This is a genomic window from Sphingomonas vulcanisoli (assembly GCF_011761305.1).
In the GTDB taxonomy this organism is placed as follows: Bacteria; Pseudomonadota; Alphaproteobacteria; order Sphingomonadales; family Sphingomonadaceae; genus Sphingomonas_I; species Sphingomonas_I vulcanisoli.
Genome location: NZ_JAAOZC010000002.1, coordinates 448,731 through 464,977, shown reverse-complemented (window position 1 = coordinate 464,977; position 16,247 = coordinate 448,731). Strand labels below are relative to the sequence as shown.

Annotated in this window: 18 protein-coding genes; 9 read left to right on the top strand and 9 right to left on the bottom strand. The window is 65.0% G+C overall.

The genetic code is table 11. From position 1 onward, the window contains the following. The first annotated feature begins 29 nt into the window (after positions 1–29). From moaC to FHS31_RS06350, 6 genes are all read left to right on the top strand, one after another. Positions 30–497, top strand: coding sequence for a cyclic pyranopterin monophosphate synthase MoaC (gene moaC / locus FHS31_RS06375; RefSeq protein ID WP_167072517.1), 468 nt, complete (start codon positions 30–32; stop codon positions 495–497). Then, positions 485–1,678: a molybdopterin molybdotransferase MoeA gene (locus FHS31_RS06370; protein ID WP_167072516.1), complete on the top strand. Its 1,194-nt coding sequence runs from the start codon at positions 485–487 to the stop codon at positions 1,676–1,678. The genes moaC and FHS31_RS06370 overlap by 13 nt, the downstream gene beginning before the upstream one ends. A 58-nt stretch (positions 1,679–1,736) precedes the next feature. Beyond that, a complete protein-coding gene (gene lexA / locus FHS31_RS06365) occupies positions 1,737–2,432 on the top strand; it encodes a transcriptional repressor LexA (protein ID WP_167072515.1) in 696 nt (231 codons plus the stop codon). Between the two features lie 11 nt (positions 2,433–2,443). Beyond that, positions 2,444–2,785: a VOC family protein gene (locus FHS31_RS06360; protein WP_167072514.1), complete on the top strand. Its 342-nt coding sequence runs from the start codon at positions 2,444–2,446 to the stop codon at positions 2,783–2,785. Between the two features lie 308 nt (positions 2,786–3,093). Next, positions 3,094–3,486, top strand: coding sequence for a hypothetical protein (locus FHS31_RS06355; RefSeq protein ID WP_167072513.1), 393 nt, complete (start codon positions 3,094–3,096; stop codon positions 3,484–3,486). A gap of 655 nt (positions 3,487–4,141) precedes the next feature. Continuing rightward, complete coding sequence (locus FHS31_RS06350) at positions 4,142–5,869, top strand: putative bifunctional diguanylate cyclase/phosphodiesterase (protein ID WP_167072512.1); 1,728 nt, start codon at positions 4,142–4,144, stop codon at positions 5,867–5,869. A gap of 14 nt (positions 5,870–5,883) precedes the next feature. On the opposite strand, the gene FHS31_RS06345 is transcribed toward FHS31_RS06350, so the two are convergent. The 3 genes from FHS31_RS06345 to FHS31_RS06335 form a co-directional block, all read right to left on the bottom strand. Next, complete coding sequence (locus FHS31_RS06345) at positions 5,884–6,282, bottom strand: PilZ domain-containing protein (protein ID WP_167072511.1); 399 nt, start codon at positions 6,280–6,282, stop codon at positions 5,884–5,886. Between the two features lie 73 nt (positions 6,283–6,355). Then, positions 6,356–6,838 (bottom strand): RNA polymerase-binding protein DksA, encoded by a 483-nt coding sequence (gene dksA / locus FHS31_RS06340; protein ID WP_167072510.1) that lies wholly within the window; start codon positions 6,836–6,838, stop codon positions 6,356–6,358. Positions 6,839–7,005: 167 nt separating this feature from the next. Then, entirely contained in the window at positions 7,006–7,611 is a 606-nt protein-coding gene (locus tag FHS31_RS06335; RefSeq protein WP_167072509.1) for a hypothetical protein, read from the bottom strand. 169 nt (positions 7,612–7,780) lie between these two features. On the opposite strand from FHS31_RS06335, the gene serS reads away from it, so the two are divergent. Next, on the top strand, positions 7,781–9,049 hold the full coding sequence (gene serS / locus FHS31_RS06330; RefSeq protein ID WP_167072508.1) for a serine--tRNA ligase: 1,269 nt from the start codon (positions 7,781–7,783) through the stop codon (positions 9,047–9,049). Next, the gene (locus FHS31_RS06325; RefSeq protein ID WP_167072507.1) at positions 9,049–10,032 is read left to right on the top strand and encodes a M23 family metallopeptidase; all 984 of its coding nucleotides are present in this window, start codon (positions 9,049–9,051) and stop codon (positions 10,030–10,032) included. Before serS ends, FHS31_RS06325 begins: the two co-directional genes overlap by 1 nt. Before the next feature lie 34 nt (positions 10,033–10,066). Here the strand turns inward: FHS31_RS06325 and FHS31_RS06320 are convergent, their stop codons facing one another. Beyond that, on the bottom strand, positions 10,067–10,258 hold the full coding sequence (locus tag FHS31_RS06320) for a hypothetical protein (RefSeq protein WP_167072506.1): 192 nt from the start codon (positions 10,256–10,258) through the stop codon (positions 10,067–10,069). Between the two features lie 64 nt (positions 10,259–10,322). Continuing rightward, positions 10,323–11,471: a DUF3089 domain-containing protein gene (locus FHS31_RS06315; protein ID WP_167072505.1), complete on the bottom strand. Its 1,149-nt coding sequence runs from the start codon at positions 11,469–11,471 to the stop codon at positions 10,323–10,325. On the opposite strand from FHS31_RS06315, the gene rimO reads away from it, so the two are divergent. Next, the gene (rimO, locus tag FHS31_RS06310) at positions 11,470–12,801 is read left to right on the top strand and encodes a 30S ribosomal protein S12 methylthiotransferase RimO (protein WP_167072504.1); all 1,332 of its coding nucleotides are present in this window, start codon (positions 11,470–11,472) and stop codon (positions 12,799–12,801) included. The genes FHS31_RS06315 and rimO overlap by 2 nt on opposite strands. A gap of 163 nt (positions 12,802–12,964) precedes the next feature. Here the strand turns inward: rimO and FHS31_RS06305 are convergent, their stop codons facing one another. The 4 genes from FHS31_RS06305 to FHS31_RS06290 all read right to left on the bottom strand — a co-directional run bounded on the left by FHS31_RS06305 (position 12,965) and on the right by FHS31_RS06290 (position 16,246). After that, on the bottom strand, positions 12,965–13,303 hold the full coding sequence (locus tag FHS31_RS06305; protein ID WP_167072503.1) for a hypothetical protein: 339 nt from the start codon (positions 13,301–13,303) through the stop codon (positions 12,965–12,967). Between the two features lie 126 nt (positions 13,304–13,429). Next, positions 13,430–14,896 carry an ammonium transporter gene (locus FHS31_RS06300; protein WP_167072502.1) on the bottom strand — a complete coding sequence of 489 codons (1,467 nt, stop codon included), beginning with the start codon at positions 14,894–14,896 and terminating at the stop codon, positions 13,430–13,432. Between the two features lie 17 nt (positions 14,897–14,913). Further along, a complete protein-coding gene (locus FHS31_RS06295) occupies positions 14,914–15,252 on the bottom strand; it encodes a P-II family nitrogen regulator (RefSeq protein ID WP_167072501.1) in 339 nt (112 codons plus the stop codon). A gap of 133 nt (positions 15,253–15,385) precedes the next feature. Next, on the bottom strand, positions 15,386–16,246 hold the full coding sequence (locus tag FHS31_RS06290; protein WP_167072500.1) for a patatin-like phospholipase family protein: 861 nt from the start codon (positions 16,244–16,246) through the stop codon (positions 15,386–15,388). Position 16,247 lies beyond the last annotated feature (1 nt).

Genomic DNA, 16,247 nt, shown 5'->3' with positions numbered 1-16,247 from the left:
TTCGCTCGGGACGAACGGGGGAGAGACGCATGAGCAAGCTCACCCATCTCGACGAGACGGGCGCCGCGCAGATGGTCGATATCTCGGCCAAACCCGCGACACGGCGCGAGGCGACCGCCGAGGGGCGTATCCTGATGTCCGCGGACGCGATCGCCGCGATCCGGGCGGGCAGCCTGGCCAAGGGCGATGCGCTGGCGGTGGCGCGGATCGCCGGGATCATGGCGGCGAAGAAGACCAGCGAGCTGATCCCGCTCTGCCATCCGCTCAGCCTCGCCAAAGTCTCGATCGATCTGCTGATCGATGACGAGGGCGTCGCCTGCGCGGCCACCGTCGTCACGACCGGGCCGACGGGGGTGGAGATGGAGGCGCTGACCGCGGTCTCCACCGCGCTGCTGACGCTCTACGACATGGCCAAGGCGATCGACCGCGGCATGATCCTCGAAGGCATCAGGCTACGCGCCAAATCGGGGGGACGGTCGGGCGAATGGCGGGCGTGATGCTCTCGGTCGGCGAGGCGCAGGCGCGGCTGCTCGCGCTCGCCGCGCCGCTGCCGATCGAGACGGTGCCGCTGGTCGAGGCGGCGGGGCGCTGGCTTGCAGCGCCGATCGAAGCGCGCCGCACCCAGCCCGCCGCCGATCTCTCCGCGATGGACGGCTATGCGATCCGCTTCGCCGACCTGCCGGGGCCTTGGATATTGGTGGGCGAAAGCGCCGCCGGACGCGGGCTCGACCGCGCGATCGAGCCGGGCGAGGCGGCGCGGATCTTCACCGGCGCGCCCTTGCCGCAGGGTACGGACACGATCCTGATCCAGGAAGAGGCGGCACGCGAGGGCGATCGGCTTAGCTTTTCCGGCACCGTCCCACCCCCGCAAGGCAATGCGGTGCGCGCGGCGGGGACCGACTTCGCGCGAGGCGTACAACTGCTCGAAGCAGGCGCGCGGCTGTCACCCGCCGCGATCGCGCTGGCGGCGATGGGAGGGCATGGCGCGGTGCCGGTCCGCCGCCGCCCGCGCATCGCCATCCTGTCGACCGGGGACGAGCTGGTGCCGCCGGGCGCGCCGACGCCGGGGGCGATGCTGCCCTCGTCCAACGCGCCGATGCTGGCGAGCCTGATCGCCAAGGGACCGGGCATCGCCCTGGATCGCGGCATCGTGCCCGATCGGATCGAAGCGCTCGAACAGGCGTTCGCGGCCGCCGCCGCCGAAGCCGACCTGATCGTCACCACCGGTGGCGTATCGGTGGGCGATCATGATCTGGTGCGGCCGGCGCTGGAGCGCGCGGGCGCATCGCTCGATTTCTGGAAGGTGGCGATGCGGCCGGGCAAGCCGCTGATGGCCGGGCGGCTGGGCGATGCGATCGTGCTCGGCCTGCCGGGCAATCCGGTCGCCGCCTTCGTAACCGCGCACCTGTTCCTGCTGCCGCTGGCCGCGCACCTCGCCGGCGCCCCCTCTCCGTTACCGAAGGCGACGACGATGCCGGTGATCGCGCCCTTGCCCGCGATTGCCGAACGCACCGAATATCTGCGCGCCCGGATCATCGACGGCGCCGCGCACCTGCTCGCCAGCCGCGACAGCGCCGCTTTGTTCGATCTGGTCCGCGCCGATGCGCTGATCGTCCGCGCGCCGCATTCGCCCGAGGCTTTCGAGAACGAAATTGGCACGGTCTATCTTTTGGCTTGACAAAAGGGGAACAGTTCGCTATACGTGCCCCGTTCGTTCGGCGCACTAGGAACCCCAGATGCTGACCCGTAAGCAACATGAGCTGCTCACCTTCATCAACGAAAAGCTGAGCGAAACCGGCGTTTCGCCCTCGTTCGAGGAAATGAAGGAGGCGCTGGACCTTAAATCCAAGTCGGGCGTCCACCGCCTGATCTCGGCGCTGGAGGAGCGCAACTTCATCCGCCGTCTGCCCAATCGCGCCCGCGCGCTCGAGATTCTGCGGCTGCCCGATGCGATGAAGGCCAAGCCCGCGCCCAGATCGGCGACGGTCGTGCCGGTCAAGGGGCCTGCCGCCGCGCCCCCCTCGGCCGCCAACCCACCTTCAGCCGCCAACGATGTGCTCGAGATCCCGCTGCATGGCCGCATCGCCGCGGGCATGCCGATCGAGGCGCTGGAAGGGCAGAATATGCTGTCTGTCCCCGCCGCGCTGCTCGGGCCGGGCGAGCATTATGCGCTCGAGGTGACGGGCGATTCGATGGTCGAGGCGGGCATCCTCGATGGCGATTATGCGCTCGTCCGCCGCACCGAAAATGCCCGCGATGGCGAGATCGTGGTCGCGCTGGTCGACGATAGCGAGGCGACGCTCAAATATTTCCGCCACGAAGGCCAGATGATCCGGCTCGATCCCGCCAACCGCGCTTATGATCCGATGCGCTATAAGCCCAACCAGATCCGCATTCAGGGCAAGCTCGCCGGCCTGCTCCGCCGCTACTGAGGGCCGGAGCGATGGCTGCGCCGCGCATCGACTTCATCGAATTGCCTGCGAGCGGCACACTGGAAATGCAACGCTTCTACGGCACGGCGTTCGGCTGGGATTTCACCGCGTTCGGCCCAAGCTACGCCTGCACGATGACCGGCGATGTGGACGTAGGTTTTCAGGCCGATCCTACCGAAAAGACCCAAGCGATCCTGCCCGCCATCCGTGTCGACGATCTCGATGCCGTTCTCGCCGAAGTCGAACAAGCAGGGGGTTCGATCACCAAGCCAGTCTTTGACTTTCCCGGCGGGCGGCGGTTTCATTTCCTCGATCCCGCAGGGAATGAGCTGGCCGCGTATCAGGGCGAATGAAGCGGCGCAGCCATTCGCCGAATGTCATGCTTCAAAGCGGCGCCTGGATGTTACCCGCGGTGTCCGATCCATAGGCAAGGAAAGAACGAGCAGCACGCTGATATAAAGGACGCTGTCGGCCAAGCGTTGACGGGGCGAATGCCGGGCACCCTTGTTCTTTTGCGCTATTACCGGGGAGATTGTGACCCATCTCGCTTGCTTGGATAAGCAAAACCTGCGTGGGATAATCAAATGCTTTTACCTGATGGTAATGTTCTTAAGATATAGCTGCGCTATAACCATAAGATAATATAAAAGTAACCCTCGCCATGTTGAATGAGCAGTGTAAAGCCTTGGCGCAAGCCGTCGATAATTTGCAGGTAACCCAGACCGAGCTTGGAAGAATTGCGCGGCGGAGCGACGATCAGCGACAGCGGGATTTGATCGCGCAACGGCGCATACTCGGCATTGAAGTCGCCAAGGTCAGCGAAACCGCGAGCGCGCTGCTCGAACAGGTTGGCGATCCCGTTCTGCTCGCAGACTATCGCCGTTTGTTTTCCGCCATGCGCACGATGACCGCAGCCCACCAGGCAAACTGGTCGGCCGTCCGCGTCGGCGAGCGCGGCGGCGAATATATGCGATCCGCACGAGAGGCGGCAGAGGTATTCATCCAGCTGATGGAATGGATCAGAGCCACAATTGCGGATATCGCCAAGCGCTGATCGCGGCGTCGCCTCGGAGGCGACGCTGTCGGCTTGTGTGGTCCAGCCTGCCGCAGCTGGCTCTCAACGGTAATTCTGGGAATGCGGCACGCGCTAGCACTGCCGATCGGCTGAACAACACGAGGACCAGCGGAAGCGTCAAGATCGCACCGAATGCAAACCATCCCAAGGCCGGCATACGTTCCGACCCAAAAATTGGCGCAGTTCTGCCCAGTCTGACGGCCAGCCTCATCTCGGCGCGGGCAGCCCAAAGAACAGATCATTGTCTTGGTGTCATGCCGATAGGATGACCGGGCTATTCCCTTCGCAATGGGAAAAATGATGACATTGGCTGACAAGATAGTCGGGCAGACTTCGGCGATCGACCTGCTAGCCTTTTACCGGGGCCGCCGCCGGTCCCAGGGAGATGGACAAGAGCAGCGGTGCGGGCAGTTCAGCATGGGCGTGCTCGGCATCTTATCATCCACAATCCGATCGAGAGCATGGCCTAACCGGCCATACTCATAGAGATATTGAATTAGCCAGCCCGCTTTGCGGCAAGTAATTACCCTTTAAAATGGAGCGGATTACATTTGCGGTGCCCTTGCTTCGCGTGCCACGGAAACCGGAAGGGTGGCGATAAGAGTCGATCGAAGACCTCAATAAGGCTCTATTCTTGTCAGCAAAGTTCGCAGCGAAGGCGCCAATTCCGGCCATTCTCGAGGGAACACTGGCGGACATCGCTATCGCCAGCATACGTCTGATTCCGGATGCGATCGTCGTTGCCGATATGCGTGAACGCGATGCGCCGCTGATATGGGTGAGTGAGCAATTCAGCGCGATCACCGGCTACACGGCAGCTGAGGCCATCGGCAAAAATTGCCGTTACCTGCAAGGCAGTGACCGCCTGCAATCCGAACTTGGGCCGATACGCGAAGCGCTTGCCTCCGGCACCAGCGCCACCGTCACAATGCGCAATTATCGCAAGGATGGCACACTTTTTTGGAATGAGCTGACACTGACGCCGTATTCGCGGACCGAAGGTGTCGTCGAATATTATGTCGGGCTCATGCGGGATGTCACCGCGGCCAAAAGGAGCCTCGATCAGGCTGTCGACGACGCCCGCCTGGATCGGCTCACCAATCTGCCGAACCGCTACAGTTTTCTGGAGGATGTCGAGAAGATAGACCTTCCCGACAACAGTCGGCTGCTCGTTGTCAAAATTGATATTGCCGAGCTGCACAACATCAACAGCACCTACGGCTATGCAGCCGGCGACGAGATCATCTGCAAGACCGCCTCGCGGCTCAGCTCGCTCAGTCCTGACGCCTTGGGCCGAATCGGCAATAATGAGTTCGCGGCCGCCTTCCGTGTCCCGACGGCCGCTGCGGAGGAAAAGACATTAGCGCAGCTGACGGCGGCGTTGCGCCCACCTTTCACCACGCCCGATGCGATCATCAACATTCGATATGCGCTCGGTTACACCGTGGGCGATCTTGGGCCGGTTCCGGGTATGCTGTCTCAACAAGCTGGCCAGGCGCTGCACGAATCGAAAGACGATCCGCATCGCGCTCCGCGCCGCTTCGACGAGGCCGCTGAACGCGCCTCCCGCCACCGTAGCCGCCTGACCGCTGAGTTGCAGCAGGCCGTGCGCGATGAGAATTTCGTCTACCACTACCAGCCCCAGTTCGATTTGCTGACCGGAAAGATCATCGGCTGCGAAGCCTTGATCCGGTGGGACCATCCCGTCTTCGGCTTGCAGGGGCCCGACACCTTCATCGGTGTCGCCGAGGAGACGGGTCTGATTGTCGATATCGAACGCGCCGGCATCCGCAAGGTCGCGGCTTTTGCCGCCGAGCTGAACGCCAGCCTTGCCGAACCTCTCCACTTTTCGGTCAACGTCTCTCCGCTGGAGATCGTCAGGGGGGATCTCGTCGGGCTGATCGAGGATGTCGTCGCGGAAACGGGTATCAAGCCGGCCTGGCTGACGTTCGAGCTGACCGAGAGCCTGCTCACCGACAGCTCCGAAAGCGTCATTGCTATTTTTCGTCGCCTTCGCGAGCTGGGCGTCGGTTTGGCGATCGATGATTTCGGGACGGGCTACTCAAGCCTTCGTTCCATCGATCGTTTTCCGATTTCGGAAATCAAGATAGACCGCAGTTTCACCCAGGATCTCAGAACCAGCCAGACCAAGCGGATTTTGGTCGAGGCGATCGTCGCACTGGGCAAGGCGCTTTCCGCGAGAGTGGTGGCGGAAGGGATCGAGACCGTCGAACAGAAAGAAGAACTCAAGGAAATGGGGTGTCTTTTTGGTCAGGGCTATCTGTTCAGCCACCCGCTTCCCGCTGAGGAATTGGTCGCGCTTACGCGCACACCGCCAAACACGGTTGTCCGAAACGGCTGAAGCTGGTTGACCGCTTACCGCAGACCCGGCCGCCACATATCCCGCGAGACGCGCACGAGCTGCGGCTGCGGCCCGCCCGCTACAGGTTTTCGCGCCAGTTTGTGATCGACGGCATGATCGAAGGCGAGGCCGGCGCGACCGCCGGCCGCCCAGGCGACCTTGGCCGGCACGATGCCGATGCCGCGCAGATCCACCTCGACCGACTCTTCGCGATGCAAGCTGACCGGCACTTCCGCCATCAGGCCGCCGCTCGAAAGATTGCGCACCTTGATCGCGATATCGGTGCCGTTGGCGCGGCGCAGCGTCGCCATGAGCAGCATCGAATCGCGCTGATCGGCGCGCAGGCTCTCGAAACGTGCCTCGTCGGCATCGTTCGAAACCCCGGAGCTGTCAAAAGAAGTTGAGTCCGTCACTTTACCCTCGTGGCGGCCTTGATAGCGCGCAAACGCCTGCGAAGCGGTTAACGCCGCCCCGAAATCTGCGTGATCAATCGTCGCGCGAGATCTTTTCCTGGCGCTCGTGCCGCTCCTGGGCCTCGACCGTCATCGTCGCGACCGGGCGGGCTTCGAGCCGGGCGAGTGAAATCGGTTCACCCGTCACTTCACAATAGCCATATTCGCCCTCATCGATCCGGCGCAGCGCGGCATCGATCTTGGAGATCAGCTTGCGCTGGCGATCGCGGGTGCGCAGCTCGATCGACCAATCGGTTTCGCTGGACGCGCGATCCGTAACATCCGGCTCCCGCAGCGAATCGACCTGTAGCTGATGGAGCGTGCCCTGCGACTCGCGGAGGATCGAGTCCTTCCAGTTCAGTAGCTTGGCACGGAAATAGGCTTGTTGGCGCGGGCCCATGAAAGGCTCGTCCGCGCTTGGCCGGTAATCGGGATCCAACAGGTTAGGCGCGCTACTGTCATTCGCGCCCATTGGAAAATCCCCACGCCCGCCGACCTCATTCAACGCTGTCGCCATCGCTCATTCACACCCGAAGATGCGGCCTCCCGGAAACGGGCGGCACCTGCCCCTGACGCGCCTATAATCGGCGCCACCGACCGCGACAAGCGGGGAGATTGCGGAGGGGGAGATAGGCTCGGGGGCGGCGATCAGGGCGCCGCCCCCGTTATCAAAGAGCTTGGAAATCAGCCTTTTTTAGCGCCGCCCGCTGCCTTGGCGGCGGTTTCGAATTGGGCGGCGGTAAGGCCGATCACCAGCGAGTCACCGCTTTGCGCGAAGCTTTTCCGGGGCAATTGCGCACTGGCGGTCGCCGATGCGACGGTGATCAGATCGCCGTTGACCGCCTTGACCGTACCGACGGTCGCGCCCGTCTGATCCTTGACCGCCGTGCCGACGGCTATCGTTGCGGGGGCCGTGGTCGCCGCCGCAGCGGTGGTCGCCGCGGTGCCGGCCGGGGTGGCGCTGGCGGTCGCGGCGATCGGCGCGCCCTGCGCATCGACCTGTGCCTTGGTGAGGCCGAGCACGAGCTTGCCGTCACCCTGCGCAAACGAGCCGACCGGGATGCCGGCCTTGGTGGTGCCGGTGGACAGCGTGGCGATGCCGTTGGCGACGCTTTCGATCGTGCCCACGGGGGCGCCGCTGGCATCGACCACCTGAGCGCCAGCGATGACATTAGGCTTGGCAGGCGTGGCGGCAGCGGGTGCCGGCGCGGCGGCGGCATCCGGCGCGGTCTGGGCCAGCGCTGGTCCGGCCAGCGCGATCGCGGCGATACTCAAGGTCAAACGCAACATGGGGATCTCTCCAAAATTAGGTCGTGAAAATCAATCGTGCGACCGCGCGACTCCTGAAAGCCACCACTGGTCGTCACCGAAACAACTCCCGCATCGCCAAGAGGTTTCGCCGCCCTCTCAGCCGATCGCCAGGGTTGCGCGTGCGACTCGCGCTCGCCATAGCCCGGCCATGCACGATATCCGCGCCATCAGAGACGATCCGGCAGCATTCGACGCCGGGCTGGCGCGGCGCGGACTGGGGCCTCAGGCGGCGGCGCTGATGGCGTTGGATGCCGCACGCCGCGAGGCCGTTGCCGAGGCGCAGGCGCTGCAGACCCGCCGCAACGAGGCATCCAAGGCGATCGGCCAGGCCAAGGCGCGCAAGGACGAGGCGGGCGCGTCCGCCTTGATGGCCGCGGTGGCGGAGATCAAGGAGCGTCTGCCCACGCTGGCCGAGCAGGAGGCCGAGGCCGACCGCGCGCTGACCGATGCGCTCGCCGCGCTGCCCAACCTGCCCGCCGCCGATGTGCCGGAGGGCGAGGACGAGGCGGGCAATGTCGAACAGAAAAGCTGGGGAGTGCCACGCACGTTCGACTTCACGCCCCGCGACCATGCCGATTTCGGCCCGGCGCTGGGCGTCGACTTCGAGAGCGCAGCTGCGATTTCGGGCGCGCGTTTCGCGGTGCTCAAGGGCCAGATGGCGCGGCTGCAGCGCGGCCTCGCGCAGTTCATGCTCGATCTGCAGACCGAGCAGCATGGCCATACCGAAGTCGCGCCGCCCCTGCTGGTCCGTGACGAGGCAATGTTTGGCACGGGCCAGCTGCCAAAGTTCGCCGATGATCTGTTCCGTACCACTGATGGTCGCTGGCTGATCCCGACCGCCGAGGTCAGCCTGACCAACCTCGTCCGCGAGCAGATCTTGAGCCCGGACTTGCTGCCGATGCGGCTAACGGCGCTCACGCCCTGCTTCCGATCCGAAGCGGGGGCGGCGGGGCGCGATACGCGCGGGCTGATCCGCCAGCACCAGTTCGACAAGGTCGAGCTCGTCACGATCTGCGCGGCGGACCAGAGCGACGCCGAGCATGAACGGATGACACGCGCGGCGGAGGCGGTGCTGGAGGCGCTGGAGCTGCCCTATCGGCGCATGCTGCTGTGCGCGGGGGACATGGGCTTCGGCGCGCGTAAGACCTTCGATCTCGAAGTATGGCTGCCCGCGCAGAACACCTTTCGCGAGATTTCGAGTTGTTCCAACTGCGGCGATTTCCAGGCGCGGCGGATGAACGCGCGGGTTCGCGGCGAAAAGGGCACGGAGTTCGTCCACACACTCAACGGCTCCGGGCTCGCGGTCGGCCGCACCCTCGTCGCGGTGCTGGAGAATTATCAGCAGGCCGATGGATCGGTGACGATCCCCGCCGCGCTCAAACCCTATATGGGCGGCATCGAGAAGCTGACGCCCTGATGCGGCGGCTGGCGGCCCTGCTGGCACTTCTCGCCACCGGCGCCGCGCCGCTTGCCTCCCTGCCCCGCGATCCGACGCCGCCGGCCTGGATCTCGCGTCAGGTGACGGCGGGCGCGATCGAAGTGAGGCCGCAGATTTACAAGGTGAAACCGGGCGACACCCTCGGCCATGTCGTGCTGGCGACGGGCGCGGGTGCCGATGCGATTATCCAGGCGAACCAGCTGCAAGCGCCGTACCGGCTGCGGCCGGGACAGAAACTCGCCATTCCTGGGGGACGCTTCCACCGGGTGGCGCGCGGCGAGAGCGGGATCGCCATCGCGCGGGCTTACGGCGTTTCCTGGAGCGACATTGCCGCCGCCAACCACCTGACCGAGCCCTTCATCCTGCGCGAGGGCGATCGCCTGCTGCTGCCCGCTATCAAGGGGCCGCAGCCGTCGGCAGACACGCTTGCGGCCCGCGCGCGGGCGTTCAAGATGGATCTCGACGATCTCGTCACCGGCAGCGAGCCTGCGCTGGCGCCCGCCGCCAAGCCCGTCAAATCCAGAGCGGCGGCGGCGCCGGAGGCCGCGCCGCTGCAGCCCGTCGCCGAGCCCAGCGCGAAATTCGCCCCCCGCTTCGGCTGGCCGCTCAAGGGCAAGATCGTCCGCCCGTTCGGCCCGCTGGGCAATGGCAGCCGCAACGATGGCGTCAACATCGCCACCAGATCGGGCGCAACGATCGCCGCCGCCGCCGACGGCGCGATCGCTTACGCCTCAACCTATCCGGGCTTCGGCAATGTCGTGCTGATCCGGCATGGCAGCGGCTGGATCACGCTCTACGGCCATGCCGGAACCCTGCTCGTCAAGCGCGGGCAGGCGGTGAAGCGCGGCGATCCGATCGCCACCGTCGCGGCGGGCGGACCGGTGGGCGAGCCGCAGCTTCATTTCGAAATCCGCAACGGCCGCAAGGCGGTCAATCCAATCGATTGGCTTCCGGCGGGCTGACCCTCCCCTTTCGGGGAGGAGTCAAAATCGGGCTTTACCGGCAGCGGCGGACTTTCTGATGGTGGACCCAGCGCACCGTGCAGACCTTGCGATGACGAACGGTGCGCACCACGACGGGGCCGCGATGCTCATCGTGCCGAATGACGGTGCGGCGCTCGACATGCTGGCTGGCGGCGGGAACGGCGACGGCGGCGAGCGCGGTGGCGGCGATAATTGCGAATTTCATGGACTCTCTCCCTGATACATCCTGGATGCGAGGGGCGAGCGTTCGGATCGCGATTAGGTTCCGCTCAACGCCCCTTCCATGCGGCGGATTGTGCGGCGGCCATGTCGACGATGTTGCCTTGGGGCAGGCTCATGTCGAGCGGGTGCAGCCCCCAGCCGGGCATGCCTGCATGATTGAGCGCCGTCGTCAGAAGATCGGCATAGACGCCGGGCTCGATCCGCACCCGCAGCACGGCGCCGGCGGCATCGCTAACGCATTCGGCGCTCAACTGGCCGATCAGCTCGATGTAGGGCGGATCGCTTTCCGGCGCCATTCCGGGACGGGGCAGAAAGGCCTTGATCGGCGCGCGGCCGCCGCCCGGGCTCGCCGGATTGACGCACAGCGCCGGATCGCCGGGCTTGCCCGCACCGAATGCGCGCCGATTATCGTCCCCGTCGCGATAATCGGACCAGGCGACGATGCAGCCGGTCTGGCCGATCACCTTGCAGGTGGGGATCGCGTGAAAGCTGGACGCAGTAAGATCCGGGTTGCCCGCGAGATAGGCGGCGACGAGCTTCTTTTGCGCAGGCTTGCCGTCGATCTCCTCGGCGATCAGCCGCTTGAGCAGGATCGCGCCCTGGCTGTGGCCGAGCAGGATCACGCCGCGGCCCTGGTTGTCATGCGCCAGATAGTGGCGCCAGGCGGCCAGGACATCGCGATAGGGCACGTCGAACGGCAGGCTGTCGGCCTTGGCCTGTCCCGCCAGCGCGCGGCGCAGCGCAGGAATGGTAAACTGGTGGTAGATCGGCGCGAACAGGCGGCAGACCGATCCCAGCCGGGCGAACTGGCCGTGCACGGCGCGCTTCTCTTCGGGTCCCGGATTCATGTCGCTGAAGGTGCCGGGGTCCATCGAGGCGGTGGGATAGATATAGAAGCAGTCAATCTTGGGCGCTTTGGCGGGCGCATAGGTCACCGGCGTGCGATGGCCCTGGGCATCGATCGCCACCGCATCGAGATTGGCGGAGCAGGTGCCGTCATCGACGCCGGGGCGGCAGATCCAGGTCGCGGGATCGCTGTAGTTCGGCACTGTGATCGGGGCTTCGGCCGGTAGCGGGAGCGGCGTTTGAGCAACGCCGGCGCCGACGATCAGCAGCCCGGCCAGCGCCATCATGATCCGCACCATTCCCACCTCTCGCAAAATCGGCTCCGATCCGCTATCTACCGGCTCTTCCATGACAACAATACTTCCCTCTCGGCCGAAAGTCGGCATGGTTTCGCTCGGCTGTCCGAAGAACCTCGTCGATAGCGAACGCATCCTCACCAAGCTGCGCGCGGACGGCTATGCCATGTCCCCCGATTATGCCGGCGCGGATGTGGTGCTGGTCAATACCTGCGGCTTCCTCGACAGCGCCAAGGAGGAGAGCCTGGAAGCGATCGGCGAGGCGATCGCCGAGAATGGCCGGGTGATCGTCACCGGCTGCATGGGCAAGGAAGCGGAGGTGATCCGGACGCGCTTCCCCAATGTGCTCGCGGTGACGGGCGCGCACCAATATGAGGAGGTGGTGGGCGCGGTGCATGAGGCGGCGCCGATCCCGCCCTCGGCCTATCTGGACTTGGTGCCGGAACGCGACCTTAAGCTGACGCCGCGCCATTACAGCTATCTGAAGATCAGCGAGGGCTGTAACCACCGCTGTTCCTTCTGCATCATCCCGGCGCTGCGCGGCGATCTCGTCAGCCGCCGCCCGGACGCGATCCTGCGCGAGGCCGAGAAGCTGGTCGCGGCGGGCACGCGCGAGCTGCTGGTGATCAGCCAAGATACCTCAGCCTATGGCCTCGACCTGCGCCATGCCTCCTATCCGCTAAAGAGTGGGGGCGAGGTCAAGGCGGATATGACCGATCTCGCGCGCCACCTCGGCCAGTTGGGAGCGTGGGTGCGGCTGCACTATGTCTATCCCTATCCGCACGTCGATCGCGTGATCCCGCTGATGGCCGACGGGCTGGTGCTGCCCTATCTCGATATTCCCTTCCAGCATGCCGCGCCCAGCGTGCTCAAGGCGATGAAGCGTCCGGCCAACGAGGCCAAGGTGCTCGATCGCATCGCCAACTGGCGCACGATCGCGCCGGACATCACCATCCGCTCGACCTTCGTCGTCGGCTTCCCCGGTGAGAGCGAGGCGGATTTCGATTATCTGCTACAATGGCTGGAGGAAGCGCAGCTCGATCGTGTCGGCGCGTTCCGCTTCGAGCCTGTCGCGGGCGCGGCGGCCAATGCGCTGCCCGGCCATGTGCCCGAAGAGATCAAAGAAGAGCGCTACGCCCGGCTGATGGCGCTGACGGCGCGCATCTCCGCCGCCAAGCTGGAAGCCAAGATCGGCCGCACGCTCGACGTGATCATCGACGCCGTGGACGAGGAGGGGGGCGCTACGGGGCGGTCCCAGGCCGACGCGCCCGAGATCGACGGCGAGGTGTTCCTGCGCGATACTGAGCGGCTCACGCCCGGCGACGTCATCAAGGTGCTAATCGAAGATGCGGACGAGCACGATCTTTACGGCGTGCCCGTTTAGGCTGGATCGACAACTCAATGTCTTTGATCCTCCCCTGCAAGGGGAGGGGGACCGCGCGCAAAGCGCGTGGTGGAGGGGTGTCCCACTCTCGAAAGGGTGATACCCCTCCGACAGCCCTTCGGGCTGCCACCTCCCCTTGCAGGGGAGGATCAGGCGACGGCGATCATTTCACAGCCGCGGCACTGGGGCTGGCCCAGCTCCAGGATTCGACCTTCCAGACCGCACCCTGCTTCACGAGCGTGAACGCCGTGTAGCCGGTTTCGCGCAGCATTCGGCCCTTCTGCTTGAAGGTGTAACGGCTCGGCGTGACGACATAAGCGTGATCGCCGGCGACGACTTCATCCACGGGCGCGCCGAAGAACACCGATCCGCCAATCCGGCCGACTTTGGCTTCGCTCTCCCCCAAATCGTGCAGCCACTGATCGAAGGCGTCGGGGCCGGACCAGCGGAACGGCGCGGCATTATCGACGATCGTCGGCGAGGCGACATGTTCGGCTTTCACCGCTGCGATATTGCCCGCGCCGGCGCCTGAGCCCCCAAAAAAAAGCCGGCGGATTTCTCCGCCGGCCAGTCCGTTCGCAGGAGGAACGCGGTGGGGGGCGAGCCTTGGGGCCCGCCCCGATTGTGATCAGTAGTGGTAGGCCCGCTCGCCATGTTCGGCGATGTCGAGGCCTTCATGCTCGACTTCGGCCGAAACCCGGAAGCCCCACACCTTGTCGATGATGAAGAACAGTACGGCCGCGCCGACGCCCGACCACACCAATGTGAGCAGCACACCTTCGGCCTGGATGAGGAGCTGGCCGCCCATCGAATAGGCGCCCGCGACCATCGTGCCCGGCTTGGTGGTGTAATCCGCGATGCCCTGGCCGCCGAAGGCCGGGTTATCGAGGATGCCGGTCATCAGCGCGCCGGTGATGCCGCCGATGCAGTGGACACCGAAGACGTCCAGACTGTCGTCATAGCCGAACTTCGACTTCACCACCGAGACGAAGAAGAAGCAGATCGGCGAGACCATCAAGCCGAGGATCACCGATCCCATCGTTCCGGCATAACCGGACGCCGGTGTGACGGCGACGAGGCCCGCGACGACGCCCGAGGCGGCGCCGAGCAGCGACGGCTTGCCCTTCACGATCTGCTCGGTGAGCAGCCAGGAGAGACCGGCGGCGGCGGTGGCGATCATCGTGTTCATGAAGGCGACCGAAGCGATGCTGGTGGCTTCGAGATTGGAGCCGGCGTTGAAGCCGAACCAGCCCACCCACAGCAGCGAGGCGCCGATCATCGTCATGGTCAGCGAGTGCGGCGGCATCGGCTCGTTCGGATAGCCGAGACGCTTGCCGAGCAGGATGCACATCACCAGGCCGGTGATGCCGGCGTTGATATGGACGACGGTGCCGCCCGCGAAATCCAGCGCGCCCTTGTTGAAGAGGTAGCCCGAATCGGCCGAGACGGCATCGATCGCGGCCTGGCCCTTGAGCGCGGCGGCGGCGAAGGCGTCAGGCCCATCCCAGCACCACACCATGTGCGCGATCGGGAAGTAAACGAAGGTCACCCACAGCGCGACGAACAGCATCAGCGGCGAGAATTTGATCCGCTCCGCCACCGAACCGATGAATAGCGCCGGGGTGATCATCGCAAACGTCATCTGGAAGAGGACGTAGGTGAGTTCGGGAATGTAGACGCCATTTGAGAAGGTCGCTGCCTGGGAATTGGCATCAACGCCTTTCAGGAAGAGCTTGGAGAGGCCGCCGAAAAACGGCGCAGTCACGCCGGAGCCGGCGGTGAAGGTCTCGGTATAGCCCCAGCACACCCAGATCACGCCGACCATGCAGACGATCATCAGCACCTGGGTGAGTACGGACAGCATGTTCTTGGTGCGGACGAGACCGCCGTAGAACAGGGCAAGGCCCGGAATCGACATCATCAGCACCAACAGGGTGGAGACGAGCATCCAGGTGTTGTCGCCCTTGTTCACGGTCGCGGGCGGAATGGGCGAGGCAGGCGCGGCGGCCGCCGTCTGGGCGAGCGCGGGGTGCGTCAGGAGCGCGGCTGCGCCCAATGCTCCCAGCCCGGCCAATATCTTGGTCGAAAGCTTCATTGAGTCCCCCTTATCTTTTAGAGAGCCGTCTCGTCGGTCTCGCCGGTGCGGATGCGCACCACCTGACCGACATCGAGCACGAAGATTTTGCCGTCGCCGATGGCGCCGGTGTTGGCGGCCTGCTGGATCGCCTCGACCACGCGCGGCGCGAGATCGGTGCTGCACGCCACCTCGACCTTGATCTTCGGGACCATGTTGGTGCTGTATTCGGCACCGCGATAGATCTCGGTCTGGCCCTTTTGACGACCGAAGCCTTTGACTTCGGTAACCGTCATCCCCTGCACGCCCAGCGCCGAGAGGGCTTCACGCACCTCGTCGAGCTTGAACGGCTTGATGATCGCTATGACGAGTTTCATTCAGCCTCCCTGCTGCTTGTCCGATTGTGCGTCGCAAGATGCGTGCCAAGCGTGCTGCAGAGCAAAAACGGCGGAACAAAGCCACGAAATGGGCGTCTCAGCGCCCGTCTGTTAGGCAGTGACTGGCGACTGCTTAGTTTTTAGGCATTTCCAGCCTAGCGCAAATTTGCGGCAGCGCAGCAAGCGTAGCCTCCCGGCCGAGCGCGATATAATCGGCGGCGCGATGGAAGGCGCCGGTCGAAATATGACCGATCGGCATGGTGATCAGCAGTTCGGGCTTTTCCAGCGCGATGGTCATTTCGCTCTGCCGCGCAACCAGCATCAGATAGGATGCGCGGATCGTGGCGGGAACGCTGCGCGGATGCGCGGGCTGCGCGCCGATATGGCCATGGTAATCCCCCATCAAATCGATCGCCAACACAGGCCGATCCGGCGCCAGCGCGCGCGCGGCGGAAACGGGCAGATTGGCGACGTTACCCCCGTCGATCAGCACGCGGCCATCGCGGACTACGGCGGGAAAAAGGCCCGGGATCGCAGTCGATGCCTGCACCGCGCTGACCAGCGGCCCATGGCTCAGCCGCACCTCCTCGCCCGTTTCAAGATCGGCGGCCACCACTGCGGCCGGTAGATCGAGATCCTCGAAACGCTGCGCCCCCAGTTGCTCGGCCAACATCCGCGCGATCCGCCGTCCGCCGAGCAGAGCGCCCCGCGCCCAGGTCAGATCGAAATGGGCAAGCATCCCCGTCCGCGTCATGTCGCGCGCGATCTGCTCCAGTGCATCGATCTTGCCCGCCGCCAGTGCCACCGCGGCCACCGCGCCGATCGAGGTGCCGGCGACGGCGGCGATGGGGATGCCGGCCTCTTCAAGCACTCGAAGCGCCCCGATATGCGCCCAGCCGCGCGCCGTGCCCCCGGAAAGGGCGAGAGTAATGCCTCCCCTCCCGCTTGCGGGAGGGGTCGGGGGAGGGACGGAGTTATGGGATAAGGACGACATC

Coding starts and splice junctions, on each gene's coding strand:
- FHS31_RS06320 (WP_167072506.1), bottom strand. CDS start 10,258: ATGAAATTCGCAATTATCGCCGCCACCGCGCTCGCCGCCGTCGCCGTT.
- rimO (WP_167072504.1), top strand. CDS start 11,470: ATGACAACAATACTTCCCTCTCGGCCGAAAGTCGGCATGGTTTCGCTC.
- lexA (WP_167072515.1), top strand. CDS start 1,737: ATGCTGACCCGTAAGCAACATGAGCTGCTCACCTTCATCAACGAAAAG.
- dksA (WP_167072510.1), bottom strand. CDS start 6,838: ATGGCGACAGCGTTGAATGAGGTCGGCGGGCGTGGGGATTTTCCAATG.
- FHS31_RS06370 (WP_167072516.1), top strand. CDS start 485: ATGGCGGGCGTGATGCTCTCGGTCGGCGAGGCGCAGGCGCGGCTGCTC.
- moaC (WP_167072517.1), top strand. CDS start 30: ATGAGCAAGCTCACCCATCTCGACGAGACGGGCGCCGCGCAGATGGTC.
- FHS31_RS06315 (WP_167072505.1), bottom strand. CDS start 11,471: ATGGAAGAGCCGGTAGATAGCGGATCGGAGCCGATTTTGCGAGAGGTG.
- FHS31_RS06335 (WP_167072509.1), bottom strand. CDS start 7,611: ATGTTGCGTTTGACCTTGAGTATCGCCGCGATCGCGCTGGCCGGACCA.
- FHS31_RS06295 (WP_167072501.1), bottom strand. CDS start 15,252: ATGAAACTCGTCATAGCGATCATCAAGCCGTTCAAGCTCGACGAGGTG.
- FHS31_RS06325 (WP_167072507.1), top strand. CDS start 9,049: ATGCGGCGGCTGGCGGCCCTGCTGGCACTTCTCGCCACCGGCGCCGCG.
- serS (WP_167072508.1), top strand. CDS start 7,781: ATGCACGATATCCGCGCCATCAGAGACGATCCGGCAGCATTCGACGCC.
- FHS31_RS06290 (WP_167072500.1), bottom strand. CDS start 16,246: ATGTCGTCCTTATCCCATAACTCCGTCCCTCCCCCGACCCCTCCCGCA.
- FHS31_RS06360 (WP_167072514.1), top strand. CDS start 2,444: ATGGCTGCGCCGCGCATCGACTTCATCGAATTGCCTGCGAGCGGCACA.
- FHS31_RS06355 (WP_167072513.1), top strand. CDS start 3,094: ATGTTGAATGAGCAGTGTAAAGCCTTGGCGCAAGCCGTCGATAATTTG.
- FHS31_RS06300 (WP_167072502.1), bottom strand. CDS start 14,896: ATGAAGCTTTCGACCAAGATATTGGCCGGGCTGGGAGCATTGGGCGCA.